The organism is Archangium sp. (assembly GCF_057119385.1).
Map to the genome: position 1 here is coordinate 1 of NZ_DBNGVP010000051.1, position 14,602 is coordinate 14,602.

The 14,602-nt window shown below is 69.2% G+C and carries 11 protein-coding genes and 1 pseudogene; 6 read left to right on the forward strand and 6 right to left on the reverse strand.

Features of this window, described 5'->3' with window-relative positions; genetic code table 11:
- Positions 1-166: 166 nt before the first annotated feature.
- Positions 167-955, reverse strand: coding sequence for a DUF2379 family protein (locus AC16DP_RS11365; protein ID WP_329732946.1), 789 nt, complete (start codon positions 953-955; stop codon positions 167-169).
- A gap of 583 nt (positions 956-1,538) precedes the next feature.
- Here AC16DP_RS11365 and AC16DP_RS11370 point away from each other — a divergent pair.
- Positions 1,539-1,841 (forward strand): annotated as a pseudogene (locus tag AC16DP_RS11370) (DUF2381 family protein); the annotation flags it as partial.
- Positions 1,842-1,966: 125 nt separating this feature from the next.
- On the opposite strand, the gene AC16DP_RS11375 reads toward AC16DP_RS11370, so the two are convergent.
- Entirely contained in the window at positions 1,967-2,836 is an 870-nt protein-coding gene (locus AC16DP_RS11375) for an alpha/beta fold hydrolase (protein WP_329732947.1), read from the reverse strand.
- Positions 2,837-2,860: 24 nt separating this feature from the next.
- Positions 2,861-5,332 carry a PAS domain-containing sensor histidine kinase gene (locus tag AC16DP_RS11380; protein WP_329732948.1) on the reverse strand — a complete coding sequence of 824 codons (2,472 nt, stop codon included), beginning with the start codon at positions 5,330-5,332 and terminating at the stop codon, positions 2,861-2,863.
- A 109-nt stretch (positions 5,333-5,441) separates the two neighbouring features.
- Here AC16DP_RS11380 and AC16DP_RS11385 point away from each other — a divergent pair, with 109 nt between their 5' ends.
- Positions 5,442-7,184: an N-acyl-D-amino-acid deacylase family protein gene (locus AC16DP_RS11385; RefSeq protein ID WP_329732949.1), complete on the forward strand. Its 1,743-nt coding sequence runs from the start codon at positions 5,442-5,444 to the stop codon at positions 7,182-7,184.
- Here AC16DP_RS11385 and AC16DP_RS11390 read toward each other — a convergent pair.
- Positions 7,178-8,128, reverse strand: a complete 951-nt coding sequence (locus tag AC16DP_RS11390) for a tetratricopeptide repeat protein (RefSeq protein WP_329732950.1) — start codon at positions 8,126-8,128, stop codon at positions 7,178-7,180. The genes AC16DP_RS11385 and AC16DP_RS11390 overlap by 7 nt on opposite strands.
- Positions 8,129-8,143: 15 nt before the next feature.
- Positions 8,144-9,097 (reverse strand): type I pantothenate kinase, encoded by a 954-nt coding sequence (coaA, locus tag AC16DP_RS11395; protein WP_329732951.1) that lies wholly within the window; start codon positions 9,095-9,097, stop codon positions 8,144-8,146.
- A gap of 48 nt (positions 9,098-9,145) precedes the next feature.
- Between coaA and AC16DP_RS11400 the strand changes: the two genes are divergently transcribed.
- Entirely contained in the window at positions 9,146-9,607 is a 462-nt protein-coding gene (locus AC16DP_RS11400) for a hypothetical protein (RefSeq protein WP_329732952.1), read from the forward strand.
- 11 nt (positions 9,608-9,618) lie between these two features.
- On the opposite strand, the gene AC16DP_RS11405 is transcribed toward AC16DP_RS11400, so the two are convergent.
- Positions 9,619-9,804: a hypothetical protein gene (locus AC16DP_RS11405; RefSeq protein WP_329732953.1), complete on the reverse strand. Its 186-nt coding sequence runs from the start codon at positions 9,802-9,804 to the stop codon at positions 9,619-9,621.
- A gap of 47 nt (positions 9,805-9,851) precedes the next feature.
- Here AC16DP_RS11405 and AC16DP_RS11410 point away from each other — a divergent pair, with 47 nt between their 5' ends.
- The 3 genes from AC16DP_RS11410 (at position 9,852) to AC16DP_RS11420 (ending at position 14,597) form a co-directional block, all read left to right on the forward strand.
- Positions 9,852-12,182 carry a DUF3857 domain-containing protein gene (locus AC16DP_RS11410; protein ID WP_329732954.1) on the forward strand — a complete coding sequence of 777 codons (2,331 nt, stop codon included), beginning with the start codon at positions 9,852-9,854 and terminating at the stop codon, positions 12,180-12,182.
- Between the two features lie 162 nt (positions 12,183-12,344).
- A complete protein-coding gene (locus AC16DP_RS11415) occupies positions 12,345-13,898 on the forward strand; it encodes an ELWxxDGT repeat protein (protein ID WP_329732955.1) in 1,554 nt (517 codons plus the stop codon).
- A 93-nt stretch (positions 13,899-13,991) separates the two neighbouring features.
- A complete protein-coding gene (locus AC16DP_RS11420; protein ID WP_329732956.1) occupies positions 13,992-14,597 on the forward strand; it encodes a Wall-associated protein precursor in 606 nt (201 codons plus the stop codon).
- The last annotated feature ends 5 nt before the right edge of the window (positions 14,598-14,602 follow it).

Sequence of the window (14,602 nt, forward strand, 5' to 3'; positions counted from 1 at the left end):
CTCGAGCTCTCGCGGGGACTTGCGTCCCATGACCATCGCTCGGCTCCGCACACCCGTGAACCCCAAATCCTCCCCATACGCACGGCCTCTGGTCCTCGGCCCTGCCCACTCGACGTACCGAAGACCCCGATTTGTGTCCTACTCCGGAGCGCCCAGCCCGAGCCGGTCATGCCTCCGGGGGCGGATTGTCTAGGCCCCGTAGCTGCTCCTCGGCCGCCTCTCGGAATCGCGGCACTACCTCCACGGCGAGCACGTCGCGCATTTGCTGGCGCGCACCTTCGAGATCCCCAGCATCCCGGAGGCTTGTCATCCGGTACATCGAGCGCAAGAACCGGCTTTGGGCCTCTTGGAAGCGAGAGAGAATCATCCCCATCAAAGCCTCGGCGCCATCCGGGCTCTTTAGGGCCTCTTCCGTCTCGGCCTCGCTGATGGCTGCCGTGGGGGCGGTCCGGCGTAGAAGAGCGCACAGGTCGTCGGTGAGTTCTAGTGCGTGCCCCTGCTCGATGCGTTGAGCGAGAACGGCGAGCTGCGGCCGGTCGGGAAGGTTCGGATTGAGCCGCCCGGTTGCGAGCACTTCCGCCAGCCCAGCCGACTTCTTAAGGGTTCTTTCGGCCTGCTCCCGGTAGAAGGGGACAACCTCTACGGCGAGCACGTCACGCATGACCTGTTGTGCCCCGTCGAAGTCCCCTTGCTGCTGAAGATCGCTCACCCGGTCTCGGGCTTCGTCAAGTCGATTTGACCCTTCCCCAATACGGCGGTGAATCTCTCGAAGCAGCGTCATTGCGGTTGAGTGGCCACGCAACGCATCCTCCGCGTCCTGCTGACCGATGGCCACCTGCTGAGCAGCCCGCGAAAGGAGGACACACATCTCGTCGGTGAGGTCCAACGGGGCGCCATTTTCGAGAACGTCACGACACAACACCCACACATCATCCAAATCCGCCTCTTCGGCCATGTGCGCGCCTCCACCTACTCTTTTCCGTGGCACTTGCCAGAAGGCCATTTGTGCTGCCCCTCACACATACGTAGGCAGTCGTGGCAATTGCCCGTCCAATCGTCCTCTACGCACTCGTTGTACCTCTCGATGCACTTCTGTTTCCACTTGGGTAGGGAAGCGTTGTTGGAGAAGTCGTCCTCATCCTCGTCAACATCGGAGCCGGTTCGCACGGCTCGGAGCGCCTGATCAACCTCGGATTGCGTGGCTCCACAAGCGCCTACCGGGTCTTGAGGGTGCTTCTTGATGCAACAGGTCATTGTTGAGTCACCGGGGCGGCAGTCCATCGTGGCCGCTTGCGCCAGGAGTGTGGGGCGGTTCGACGAACAGTGCGTCCCACCGGAACAGGTGGTGTGCGCCCTACTGGCCGAGCAACCGGATGCGAACAGCCCCCAAAGGAGGGCCAAACCCAAGAACACACAGGACGTCAAGTGTTTCATTCGGCCCAGGCTAGAACAGTCTCTTTTCGAGACGCTACGACGGGCCCGCTCACAGGGGGCTGGCCGCTCGCGCCCCTTACTTATCTGGTAGGTCAACCCGCGATATGCGGAACTTCTTACCTCCCCGGTCTGCCCTTCTGCTCGTCATCTTGGCGTCTGCGGCCATGGCTCGTGGACGCGAGCCCATCTCTCGGACCGTCTATCTTTCGGACGAACCAAAGGCGGAAGTGCCCTCGGTTTACGTCGCGGGTGAGATGGTAACCGTCCTCCGTTTCGAGAAACCTTGTGACCGGGAACGGACGAAGCTGCTGGGCTGGGAAGGCCGCTTCGAGCCCGTGGAATGCGTCGGGAAGAAGGTGCTCGTAGAACCGCTAAAAGACATCAAGCCCGAGGATGGTTTTCTGTTGGTGGTGACGCTCGGGGAACCGTTTTTTCACCCACTAAGAGAGGGTCAGGGTGAGGGTCTACACGCTGGCGACGACCCTCCCCCCCCCGCCCTCTCCCAGGGCGAGAGGGAGCATGCGGAACCCGATCATGCTCCGAGGAAGGCCCGTAGGCGCTCGGCGACTATCTCCGGCTGCCGCATGGGCAGATCATGGCTCGCGTCGGGAATCGCCTCGCAGGTGAGGTTCGGGATGAGCTCGCGCGCACGGGCCATCATCGGCTCCGCGTCGTAGATGCGCTCCTGCTGGCCCACGAGCAGCAGCGTCGGCGCCCGGATGCGCCGCAACACCTCCTCCTTCACCACTCCGGGCCACTGGCCGGCGTACCAGCCGAAGTGGCGGAGCCCCGTCCACATCACGTCGGCGATCCCGCTCATCGCCTTGTCGTACAGGCCACCCGCCTCCTTCGCTGGAACGGCCGCCCAGCGCAGATAGGCGTGGACCCAGTCGCGGCGCGGCCAGATCAGGAAGGGAATGCCCCGCAGCACGAAGTCGGTGTTGAAGCGCAGGAACGTGGCCCCGGGCGCGATCAGCACCAGCTTGGACACCCGCTCCGGCGCCCGCGCGGCGTACTGCGCGGCGAGCCACCCGCCGAACGACATTCCCCCCAGGTTCGTCCGCGACAACCCCAGCGCCGTGAGGAGCTCGTCCAGCCAGCCGAGCAGATCCTCCACGCGCCGCGGCGGACGGTGCGGCACGCTGAAGCCGTGGTCTCCCGGCGTGTCGGGGGCGTAGACCCGGAAGGACTTCCCGAGCTCCAGGGCATTCGCGGCCCACATGCCGGACGTGACCTTGAAGCCATGCAGGAGCACCAACGGCGGTGCGTCCTCCCGTCCCCACACCTGCACCCGCGTCCGCGCGCTCGGCGTCTCCACGTCCCGCGACTCGGGCTTCGTGGTCCACAAGGCGAGCAGGTCATCGTACGCCCGCCGGAAGGCCGCTTCGGTTCGAGGATTCATCGCTCCCCCTCTGCCCACGTGGCTTCACCAGTGGGTTTCATCCACCGGCTCCGAGGGGCGAGTCTCGGAGGGGAAGCGGGGCAGGCGCAACTCGAAGGTGGCTCCCTCCCCCGGCTGGCTCCGCACCGCGAGCGTCCCGCCCAAGCGCATGGCGATCCGCCGGGAGATCCACAGCCCCAGCCCCAGCCCTCCGTAATTGCGCTCGGACACCGCGCGCTCGAACCGCTCGAAGATGCGCTCCTGATCCTCCGGTGCGATGCCAATGCCCCGGTCCCGCACCCGCACGAGGTACCCGTCCTCGTCCCCGTCCAGGGAGACGTCGATGGGCTTGCCCTGGCCGTACTTCGCCGCGTTGGAGAGCAGGTTGAGGAGGATCTGCTCCAACCGCATCGGATCCACGCGGGCCGAGTACGGGCCGCGCAGGTGCAGCCGCACCTCGGAGCCGCAGTGCCGGAGGAGGCCCCGCTGCCGCTCCAGCATCTCGCGCACCAGCCGGGTCACATCCACGGTCTCGAAGCGGAACTCCATCCGCCCCGAGTTGAGCCGCGAGATGTCGAGCAGATCATTCACCAGCGTGACCAGGCGCCGCACCTGGTGCTCGGCGAGCGAGAGCTTCTTCCGGGCGCGCTCCGGGGTGAAGGCACTGCCCTCCTGGGTGGCCAGTGCGCGCAACATCTGCAGATGGAGCTGGAGCGTGGTGAGGGGCGTCTTCAGCTCGTGCGAGGCCACGGACAGGAACTCGTCGCGCAAGCGGATGGCACCCTGGGCCTCGCGGTAGAGGCGGCTCCGCTCGTCCTCGGCGCGCCGCCGGGGGGTGATGTCCGCCACGGCGCCGATCATCCGCACGGGACGGCCGTTCTCGCGCACCACGTAGCCCTGATCCCTCACCCAGGCCTGGCTCCCATCCCCGCGCAGGAAGCGGTACTCGGCGCACCACCGCTCCTCCTCGCTCTCGAGGACACGCATCAGGGAGGACAGCACCTCTTCCCGGTCCTCCGGATGGATGCGCGCTTCCCACCAGCCCAGGGAGCTGGCGTCCTCGTCCTCCGGGTAGCCCAGGCGCGCCATCGCCTGTTCCCCCCAGTCCAGCCGGTTCCGCACGAGGTCCCAATCCCAGATGGACTCCCCCGTGGCCCGGCTCACCAGGCGGTAGCGCGTCTCGCTGCGCTGCAATCCCATCTGCGCCTCGTAGCGCTCGGTGACGTCCCGGCTCACCACCGAGAAGCCCCGGAGCCCGCCCTCCTCCGTCCACAGCGGGAAGGCCGTGTCATTGGAGAGGAAGCGCGAGCCATCCTTGCGGATGCACCAGCTCTCCACCTCGACGCGGCCCTTGCGCGCGGCCTCCGCGAGCGCCTCGCGCAGCAAGCCGGGGTGCGAGAGCTCCCCCTCATGGATGAACGCCGCCTGGCGGCCGATGATCTCCTCGGCCTTGTAGCCCTTGAGCCGCTCCGCGCCGCGGCTCCAACTCCTCACCCGCCCCTCCGCGTCCAGGCCGATGAGGCCCTGATCCTCGAGCCCATCCACCATCTGACGCAGATCCTCCTCGCGGCGGCGCAGCCCCTGCTCGATCTTCTTCAGGGAGGAGATGTCGAGCGCCATGACCCCGATGGCGCCGGCCGTCCCATCCGGGCTCCGGAGGGGAAAGCGTTCAGCGAGGAAGGACAGGGGCCCCTCGGGCAGCGGGAGCACCTCCTCGAACTCCCGCGGCGTCCCCGTGGCGCGCACGGTGTCGTCATGGGCATGCAGCATCCGCGCGGTGTCCGCGGGGAAGAGCTCCTCGTCGGTATGTCCGAGCACCTCCTCCACGGGCTTGCGCAGGTAGGAGGCGAAGCGGCGATTCACGTAGCCGTAGCGTCCGTCCGCGTCCTTCAGGCCGATGAGCACGGGCGAGCCCTGGAGGAGGGCTTCGAGCCGGTCCCCGCGGGTGCGGAGTGTCAGCGTCTGGCGCTCGTGGAGGAGGGCCGAGCCCAGGAGGAGCGCGACGGCCTGGAGGAAGGCCAGGGAATCCGCGTCGCATCGCCGCTGCGGGGGCAGCCCCAGCGCGAGCACGGCCACGGCCTCGCCCGAGGGACCGGGCAGCCGCACCAGGAGCCCCCGGCAGCCCGGCACCAGGGGCGTGAGGGCAACGGGTGCGCCCTCGCCGAACACCTTCACGGTGAGGGAGTGCGTCGCGAGGAATGTCTGCCACTCGCCGGCTTCGGCGGACGCCACGAGCCGCCCGGGCGCCAGGGGCACCCCGAAGCTGGCCACGCACCGCGGCGGGCCCTCGGGAAGCAGCTCCAGCAACGCGCCCTGGGACAACTCCAGGGCCTCGAGGAGCTGGGCGAGCGCCTCCCGGGCGAAGGACGAGAAGGAAGGTCCTCGAAGGGCCAGCTGACCCAGGCTCGCCAGGACTCCGTACCGCCGCAGCTGGGCCTGCTGAGCCGCCTGCTGCAAGTGGGCCACTCCCGCGGGGGTATGCCCCTGCTCGGCTCCAGGATGCGCTGGCGAGCCCATGTGCACCCTCCTGAGAGGGAGAAGATGCACACGTCCCCCACCTGCTGCATGGAAGGTGGGGACGGCTCCGGGCTGAAAGCAGGAGCCAGGGAAGCTAGGGTGGGGCCCCATGGACGAGCTCGTCATCGCCAACGGCCTCTTCTTCGATGGACTCGGCACTCCGCCCCGCGTGCGGCACCTGGGCATCCGCGACGGACGGGTGACGGCCATCAGCGAGCCGCCCCTGCCCACGGGGCCGGACACGCGCGTCATCGACGCCACGGGCCGCTGGGTGATGCCCGGGTTCATCGACCTGCACACCCACTACGACGCCGAGGTGGAGCTGGCCCCCTCGCTCTCCGAGTCCGTGCGCCATGGCATCACCTCGGTGATGGTGGGCAGCTGCTCGCTGAGCCTCGCCGTGGGCACACCGGAGGACCTGGCCGACCAGTTCTGCCGGGTGGAGGCCATTCCCTATGACACGGTGCGCACGCTGCTCGAGCGCAAGAAGGACTGGGAGACGCTCGGCGAGTACTTCACGCACCTGGACCGGTTGCCGCTGGGCCCCAACGTGGGCTCCTTCGTGGGCCACTCGGCCATCCGAGCGCACGTGATGGGGCTGGAGCGCAGCCTGGACAGCGCGGTGAAGCCCTCGGCCGGGGAGCTGGCGCGGATGGAGGCCCTGCTGCGCGAGGGGCTCGACGAGGGCTACGCGGGGCTCTCCATCATGACGCTGCCGTGGGACAAGATGGGCGGCAACCGGAGCATCCGCAGCCGTCCCCTGCCCTCCACCTTCGCGAGCTGGTCCGAGTACCGCCGCTTCACGCGCATCCTCCGCGAGCGCCGCCGCGTCTTCCAGGGCGTGCCCAACATCACCACCAAGGTGAACGTCCTGCTCTTCCTCTGGGAGAGCGTGGGGCTGCTGCGCCAGCCGCTGAAGACGACGGTCATCTCCATGATGGACACGCGCGCCACCCGGGGCCTGCACCGGCAGATCGGCCTGCTGTCGCGCTTCTTCAACCGGCTGCTGAAGGCGGACTTCCGCTGGCAGGCGTTGCCGGAGATCTTCGACCTGTGGTCGGACGGAATCGACCTGGTGGTCTTCGAGGAGTTCGGCGCGGGAGCGGCGGCGCTGCACCTGCAGGACGCGGTGGAGCGCAAGCGGCTGCTGGAGGACGCGAAGTACCGGGCGTGGTTCAAGCGGCAGTGGAAGAGCAAGCTGCTGCCCAAGGTGTTCCACCGGGACTTCAACCAGTCGCGGGTGCTGAAGGCGCCGGACGCGTCGCTGGTGGGCCGCTCGTTCGCGGACATCGCGCGGGAGCGCGGACAGGACGTGGTGGACACCTTCCTGGACCTGGTGGCGCGCCATGGCCCGGAGCTGCGCTGGTACACGGTGATGGCCAATGACCGGCCGCGCGAGCTGGAATCCATCGTGAGCCACCCGGACGTGCTCATCGGCTTCTCGGACGCGGGGGCGCACCTGCGCAACATGGCGCACTACAACTTCCCGCTGCGGATGCTGAGGCTGGTGCGCGAGGCGGAGCGGCGCGGCGAGCCGGTGATGCCGATGGAGCGCGCGGTGCACCGGCTCACGGGGGAGCTCGCCGGCTGGCTGGGGCTGGACGCCGGGAGGCTCGCACCGGGCAAGCGGGCCGACGTGGTGGTGCTGGACCCGGAGCGGCTCGGGGAGGGGCTGGACGTGCCCCAGGAGTCCTCGATGGAGGGCTTCGACGGCTTCGTGCGGCTGGTGAACCAGAACGGGGGCGCCGTGGAGACGGTGCTCATCAACGGCCGGCTCGCGGTGGACGGAGGAGCGGCCACGCCCGCGCTGGGCAAGGAGCGGGGCTTCGGGCGCGTGCTGCGCGTTCAGTAGCCGAAGACCTGCTTCGCCTTGCCCCTGGCGAGCAGCGCATCCTCCTGGCGCTGCTTCTGCTGGACCCAGGCCTGCCCCTGGGCCCACTCCGCGTCGAGCCCGGCGGCGAGCGCCTCCCATTCCGGGAGCCTGTTGGAATAGGCCTTGATGGTGCGAGACAGCGCCACGGCATGCTCACGCGCCAGGGGATGGCCAAGCAGCTCGGCGCGGCGCATCGCGCGAAGGGCGAGGTTCTTGTGGCCACTCCACGCCAGCGAGATGCCCAGACTGAACCACAGGTGCGGGCTCTTCTCGCCGCTACCGAAGCGGATGATCCCCACCAGCCCTTGCAGCACGTCCTTGGGGAGCTCGGGGCGCTCCTTGCGCAGAGCGGCCTTCTCCGGATTCATGACGAAGAGGTAGCGCTCCGGCTCGAGCGGGAGGCCGAGAAACTCCTCCTTCTGGACGAGCTCGGGAGTCCCGGCCAGCCGCTGCAGGTATTCGATGGCCTTCACCTGGTACTTCTCGCGGCCGAAGTGGGCATCCGGGTTGAGGGCCAGGGCGCGGCGCAGCTCCTCGAGCGCTCGCGGGTAGTCGCCCGCGTGGGCATGGAAGGTCCCCAGGTTGGCCGCCGTCGTGTAGAGGCCGGGGAAACGCTTCTCCTTGGCCTCCAGGGTCGCGATGGCCTCCTGGGTGCGGCCGAGCTTCTCGTAGGCCACCGCGAGGTCATCGTAGCGCTCGGGCTTCACGTCCTCGCGCTCCAGCAGCGGGAGCGTGTAGGCCACCTTGCGCTCATAGAAGGTGGCCGAGTGCTTGAGGATCCTCCCGCGGAGCACGGCGGCCACCTCGTCGAGGCCGATGGACTCCTCCTTCAGGGTGTCGCTGTCCCACAGGCATGCGAGGGCCGGAGGCACGAACAGCAGGAGGCCGACGAGGACGACACGGAGCGAACGGAGAAGCTGCATGAGGATTCCCTGGCGTTAGATCTTCCGCATGCGGACGCGGCGCACCCGGTGGTCCGCGCCCTTCACGAGGATGAGCCGCGCGCGCGAGCGGGTGGGCGCGATGTTCTGCGCCAGGTTGGGGCCGTTGATCTCCCCCCACACAGACTCGGCGCGGGCAATCGCCTGCTCCTCGGTGAGCTCGGCGAAGCGCCGGAAGAAGGAGCGCTCGTCGCGGAACGCCGTCTGCCTCAGGTTGAGGAACCGGTCCACGTACCAGCGGCGGATGTCCTGCTCGTGCGCGTCCACGTAGATGGAGAAGTCGAAGAAGTCCGACAGGAAGGTGTGCGGCATCTTCCCGCCCTCCACCGGCCCCGTCTGCAGCACGTTGAGCCCCTCGAGGATGACGATGTCCGGCCGGCGCAGCCTCACCGCCTCGCCCGGGACGATGTCGTAGACGAGGTGCGAGTAGACGGGCGCGAACACCTCGCTCCGGCCGGACTTGAGCTCGGCGACGAAGCGCACCAGGGCGCGCCGGTCGTAGCTCTCCGGGAAGCCCTTGCGGTGCATGAGGTTGCGCTCGGTGAGGATGCGGTTGGGCAACAGGAAGCCATCCGTGGTGACGAGCTCCACGTGGGGATGGTCCGGCCACCGCGACAGCAGCGCCTGGAGGATGCGCGCCGTGGTGCTCTTGCCCACCGCGACGCTGCCCGCGATGCCGATGATGAAGGGCACCTTCTGGGTGAAGCCGCCGAGGAACGCATGCTGCGCCGCCCAGAGGCTCTGCGTCGCGGCCACGTGCAGGTTGAGCAACCGGGAGAGCGGCAGGTAGACGTCCGCCACCTCCTGGAGATCCAGGTGCTCTCCGAGCCCGCGCAGGCCCTCGACCTCCTCCGCGCTGAGGGGCAGCGGCGTCGCGGCGCGCAGGGCCCGCCACGCCTCGCGCTCGAAGTCGACGAACATGGACGCGGACTGGTGCTTGGGTGCGGACATGGTTCCCATCCTAACCGGCTCCCTCGCGCCTGTGGCACAGTCGCGAACGTGAACCGCTCGACCCTCCTCCTGTGGCTGCTCCTGTCCTGTACCGTGGCCTGCTCGCGCAAGACGGAGCTCCCTGCACTCGGACTCCAGTACGAGCCGCCCTCGGGCATGGCCCTGCGCGCCGAGGAGCCGGGCCCGCCGGCCGTGGCTCGCTTCGAGGGTGGCCTGGAGCTGCGCTCGGTGCAGGGCACGCCGCCCAAGGTGGATGCACCCCCGGAGGAGGTGCTGGGTGCCGCGGGTGTTCCGGTGCCGGAAAGGCGGCTGAACGCCACGAGCGGGACGCTCCCCGCGGGCCCGGTGGCGCGCTACGAGTTCCAGCAGGGCACGTCGAGGACCCTCGTGTACTTCCTGCCGCTCGCGGACCGCGCCGTGCTCGTCCTCTACACCGCGCCGGAGCGCGACTACGGGCCCGGCTCGTCCCGGGTGGAGCGCTCGCTCTCCACGCTGAAGCCCACGCGTTGATGCGTGGGACATCAGAACCGGGAGAAGCTCGCGAAGTCCACCAGCTCCCCCGCCTGCTCCGCTGGGACGAAGAGGTACTCGCCCTCACGCGTGCGCACTGCCGGTGGAAACCATCCGACACACACCTCGCCCAGCGCCTCGGCGGGAACGCGCGCGGGCCGCGCTCCCCGTGGAAATGGATGGCCCTCGAGCACCATGCACGGGCTTCCCTCCCCGTCCTCCCTCCTGGGAGTATGCGCCCGTCATGTCCTTCCCGCGATTCCTCCTGCTGCTGTCCGCCCTCGCCACGCTGCCCGCCCGCGCCGGGGAGGCCGGTGTCACGCTGACCGAGCCTCCCTCCTGGGTGGAGCCCACCCGCGTGGACACCGGGCGCCCGCTGCGCGAGCAGGACGCCGTCTCGGGCCTCCACGTGCTGCTGTCCGAGGAGCAGGTCCGCGTCTCGCCCGAGGTGACCGAGCGCTTCGTCCGCCAGGTGCGGCGCGTGGCCAGCAGCCGCGGTGTGGAGACGGGCTCCAAGCTGGAGGTGAAGTTCTCCAACACCCATGATCGTCTGCGCCTGCACGGCGTCTGGCGCACCCGCGACGGCGTGCGCACCCAACTGCTGCGCGCCGAGGACGTGAAGGTCATCCAGCAGGAAGAGCGGCTGGACATGAACATCTACAGCGACGAGCGCACCGCCCTCGCCTTCCTCCAGGACGTGCGCGCCGGAGACCTGCTCGAGGAGTCCTGGACGGTGGAGGAAGGCCACCCGCTCTTCCGGGGCCATCACCTGGACCACATCTCCCTGGCGCAGCAGACGCCCGTGGCGCACTTCGTCCACCGGCTGCTCGCCCCCGCGGACCTGAAGCTCTACTTCAAGACGCACGGCGCACCCACGGCGGAGCCCACGGTGCGCGAGGTGGGTGGCCTGCGCGAGTACCGGTGGGAGCGCAAGGACATGCCCACCTTCACCGGAGAGGACGGCGTGCCCGCGGACCTGGCCGTCTGGCCCCACGTCCAGGTGAGCAGCTTCCAGAGCTGGGCCGAGGTGGCCTCCTGGGGGCTCGCGCTGCAGGACGGGCTGGAAGGCTCGCCCGAGCTGACGGCGCTGGCCGAGTCCTGGCGCGCCCTTCCCTCCGAGGAGGCGCGATTCCTCGCCGCGGTGCGCTTCGTCCAGGACGAGGTGCGCTACCTGGGCATCGAGCTCGGCCCCAACACCCACCAGCCGCATGCCCCGGGCCAGGTGCTCGCCCAGCGCTTCGGCGACTGCAAGGACAAGGCGCTGCTGCTCGCCACCCTGCTGCGCCCCCTGGGCATCCCCGCCCACGTGGCCCTGGTGAACTCGCGCAGCCAGGGCGGCATCAGCGCCCAGCTGCCCTCGCCCTACGCCTTCAACCACGCCATCGTGCGCGCCCAGGTGGCCGGGAGGACGGAGTGGGTGGATGCCACCATGACCCATCAGCGGGGCCGGCTCGGCGCGCGCAGCCCGCTGCCCTACGCCCGGGCGCTCGTGCTCGCGCCCGGCACCACCGCCCTGGAGTCCATTCCCCTCCCGCCGCCCCCGGGGCCGGAGCAGGACGCCCACTATGAGCTCTCCGTGAAGGACGATGGCACCGGGACGCTCGCCATCACCACCCGCTACACGCGCACGGAGGCGGACAGCGCCCGCTCGTGGCTGGCCGGCCTGTCCTCGGAGCAGCTCACCACCCGAACCCTCGAGCTGCGCCGCGCCCTCTTCTCCAAGCTCACGTCCGAGGGCACTCCGCGCGTCCAGGACGACACGGACGCCAACACCCTCACCCTGGAGGAGCACTACAAGCTCGAGGACGCCTGGGCCGGCGGCGGGCTGAGCGTCGCGGCCACGCGGGTGAGCCGGGAGCTGGCCCTTCCCCGCCGCACCGAGGGCCGGGTCCACCCCGTGGAGGTCGACCATCCGGTCCACCTGCGCGTGCGGTGGGAGGTCCACGCGGACTCGCTGCTGAACGTCGCCCCCTCGGAGAAGACGGTGGAGGGTCCGGCCTCGCGCCTGGAGATGTCCGTGGTCCCAAGGTTCGGCGGCTTCACCTACCAGGTGGAGTACCGGAGCCTGGCGGACCGGGTGGCGCCGGACGCGCTGGCCCGCCACGCCGAGGCGGTGAAGGAGATGAGCACGCAGCTCGGCATCGCCTTCAGCGCGCCGGTGGGGGTCGTCTCCCCGTCGGCCATGGCGAAGGACACGCAGCTGTCGCGCACCACCAGCCTCGCCATCAGCGGCGTGTTCCTGGTGGTGGTGGGGGCCCTGGTGCTGGGCATCCCCCGGCGGTTCCGCCAGTTCCTGCGCGAGCGCAAGGCCCGGCGGGCCGCGCCCCCGCGTCCCGTGCGTCACCTGCGTGAAAAGGAGCAGGGCGGTGCCGTGATGATCGTGGAGAGCCTGGACCACGCCGACCAGCGCATCCGGAGTGAGCGCTGCTCCTGCGGTGGCACCTTCGAGCGCGTGCCGGACGCCCTGCAACTGCGGCACACGGGGAGCGACGGCCGGGCCATCACCGTCCTCCGCGTGCGCTGCACGTCCTGCCACGCGCCCCAGTTCCTCTCCTTCGACGTGCGTCCCAACTGAGCGGGAGGGCGTCCCTGTTCGAGCTCCCCGTCGTGGCCGACAAGGAGTGAAGCCCTCCGTACGCGGAGCAGCGGCGAGCATCCGCTCATCCCGGGGCACCACTGGACGAATCGCCTGACTCTCCCCACCCTCCCGTACCAGCGAAGACATGGGAGGTTGGGGATGAGAGTGTGGCGTAGCGCGGTATTGCTCTGCTCACTGGCGGTCGGGTGTGGCGGAGCGCTCCCGGAGGAAGCCATCCAGGAGGACGAGCGGCCAGAAGTCCGCTCACCGGGGGAGGAGGGGGGCGAAGCACCCGAGGCGCAGTGGGGCCGCGTGGAGCTGGGAACGGCGAGCGTCGTCCGGGACATCTTCCCGCCGCCCGGTGACGTGCCGCCGTGGCTCGCCCCCGGCCCGTCGAGCCTGGCGGAGTTCCGCGGGAGGCTCTACTTCGCCGCCAACTTCGAGGATGGCCGCGGCGGCTTGTGGAGGAGTGATGGGAGCGGCTCGAGCACCGTGCCGGTGAAGGAGTTCCCCGCGCCGCCGATCCCCTCCTCCCGCGTGCCCGTGTCGGACCTGACGCGCGTGGACACGCGGCTCTTCTTCGTCGCGGCTGACGCGGACCACGGCGGCGAGCTGTGGGTCAGCGATGGCACCAGCGGGGGCACGAAGCTCGTGAAGGACATCACGCCGGGAGCGGGTGACACGCACCCCTACAACCTCACGGCCCTGGGGAAGACGCTGCTGTTCTTCCGCTTCGTCCCCGGGGCGCTGGACGCGCCCGGAAGCACGGAGCTGTGGCGGAGTGATGGCACGGAGGCCGGCACGGTGCGCGTGCGGGACATGGGGCCCGACTCGGCGCTGATCTATTCGCAGGTGCTCGTGGGGAGCACGCTCTACTTCGTCTTCACGGATCCGGTGCACGGCACCGAGCTGTGGAAGACGGATGGGACCGAGACCGGTACGGCGCTCGTCAGTGACCTGCGGCCGGGCCCGGACAGCTCGAATCCGTTCTACCTGCGTGCCGTGGGCCGGTACGTCTTCTTCCTCACCCAGACCGCCGATGGCCTGAGCGAGCTGTGGAGGACGGATGGCACGGGCGGTGGCACGGTGCGCGTGGAGGCGTTCCCGCCGGGCCCGGACACGTACAATCCGAGGCTGCTCGGGGTGGTGGGAGGACGCTGCCTGTACCTCACGCTCACCCACCTGGCCGATCATCGGCTGTACCTGTACAGGCTGAGGGTGGACGAGGCGGGCACCGTGTCCAAGCGGCGCGTGGCGGCACTGCCCAATCCCTTCGCCGGACAGCCCGACGCGGACCCGTACATCACCACCTTCACCGTCGCGGGCAGCAGGCTCTTCTTCGCGATGGCCATCTCCACCTCGGGCCCGAGCCCACGGGACGTGCAGCTGTGGGTGACGGATGGAACGGGCGCCGGGACGAAGCTGCTGCACCGGCCGCTGAGCATGTCCGACGAGTTCGAGTCCCAGCTCTACACGCTGGATGACCGCATCCTCTTCAGCGGCATCGGCGAGGGCACGGGGCTGGAGCTCTGGGTGAGCGACGGGACGGAGCAGGGCACGCGGATGTTGCAGGACCTCGACGCGGGGCCCGGCTCCTCGTACCCGAGTGGCTTCACCCGCGTGGGCTCCTCCGTCTTCTTCGTCGCGGATGACGCCGCGCACGGGAGCGAGCTGTGGGTGCTCCCGCCGCGCAGCTCCCTGGCCTCGCAGTAGTCCCGGGCACTCGCCGTGAAGCAGGCCCGGGTCCCGCAGTGGGGCTCCCGGGCCTGCGCGCTTCCGATTAAGCTCGGCAGCACCTGGGAGGTCATGGTGCGCATCAACAGCAAGGCCCTCGTGCTCTGGATGTCGCTCGTGCTCGCGAGCCTCGGCTCCGCCGCCGCGAGCAGCCCCGTCTACCTGGCACAACTCACGTGCCTGAACACGATGGATTGCTGCATTCGGAAGGAGCCTCTGACCGCAGCGCAGCGCTGTGGGGCGAGTTCATCGGAGATCGCCGAGGCCCTCAACGGAGCGAAGGTGCTCCACGAGGCCACTCAACCCGCGGTGGCGACGCTCAAGGAGGACGCCAGCGCACAAGAGAGCGCCGAGTCAGGCGAAGAATCGGAAGCATCGGACGAGCCCCCCCACTGCACGGGCCAGAAACACCACATCATCTCCCGGCCCATCGCCGAGGAGTTGGAGAGACATGCGACTCTTCGCGGACTGTACAAAGCCCGGGATGAGCGCTTCGTGACCAGGGCGAAAGACAAGGAGTCACACTGCGGCTACCAGAAATGGCACCGTGATGTGGACAACGAGGTCATCCAATGGCTCAAAGAGCAGGCGAAGGCAACGCCGAGTCAGTTCGAGCAGATGCTGCGCGAAATCTATGCTCGCCCGGACATGCGAAAGAGGTTTCCGAATGGATTCTAATCCAT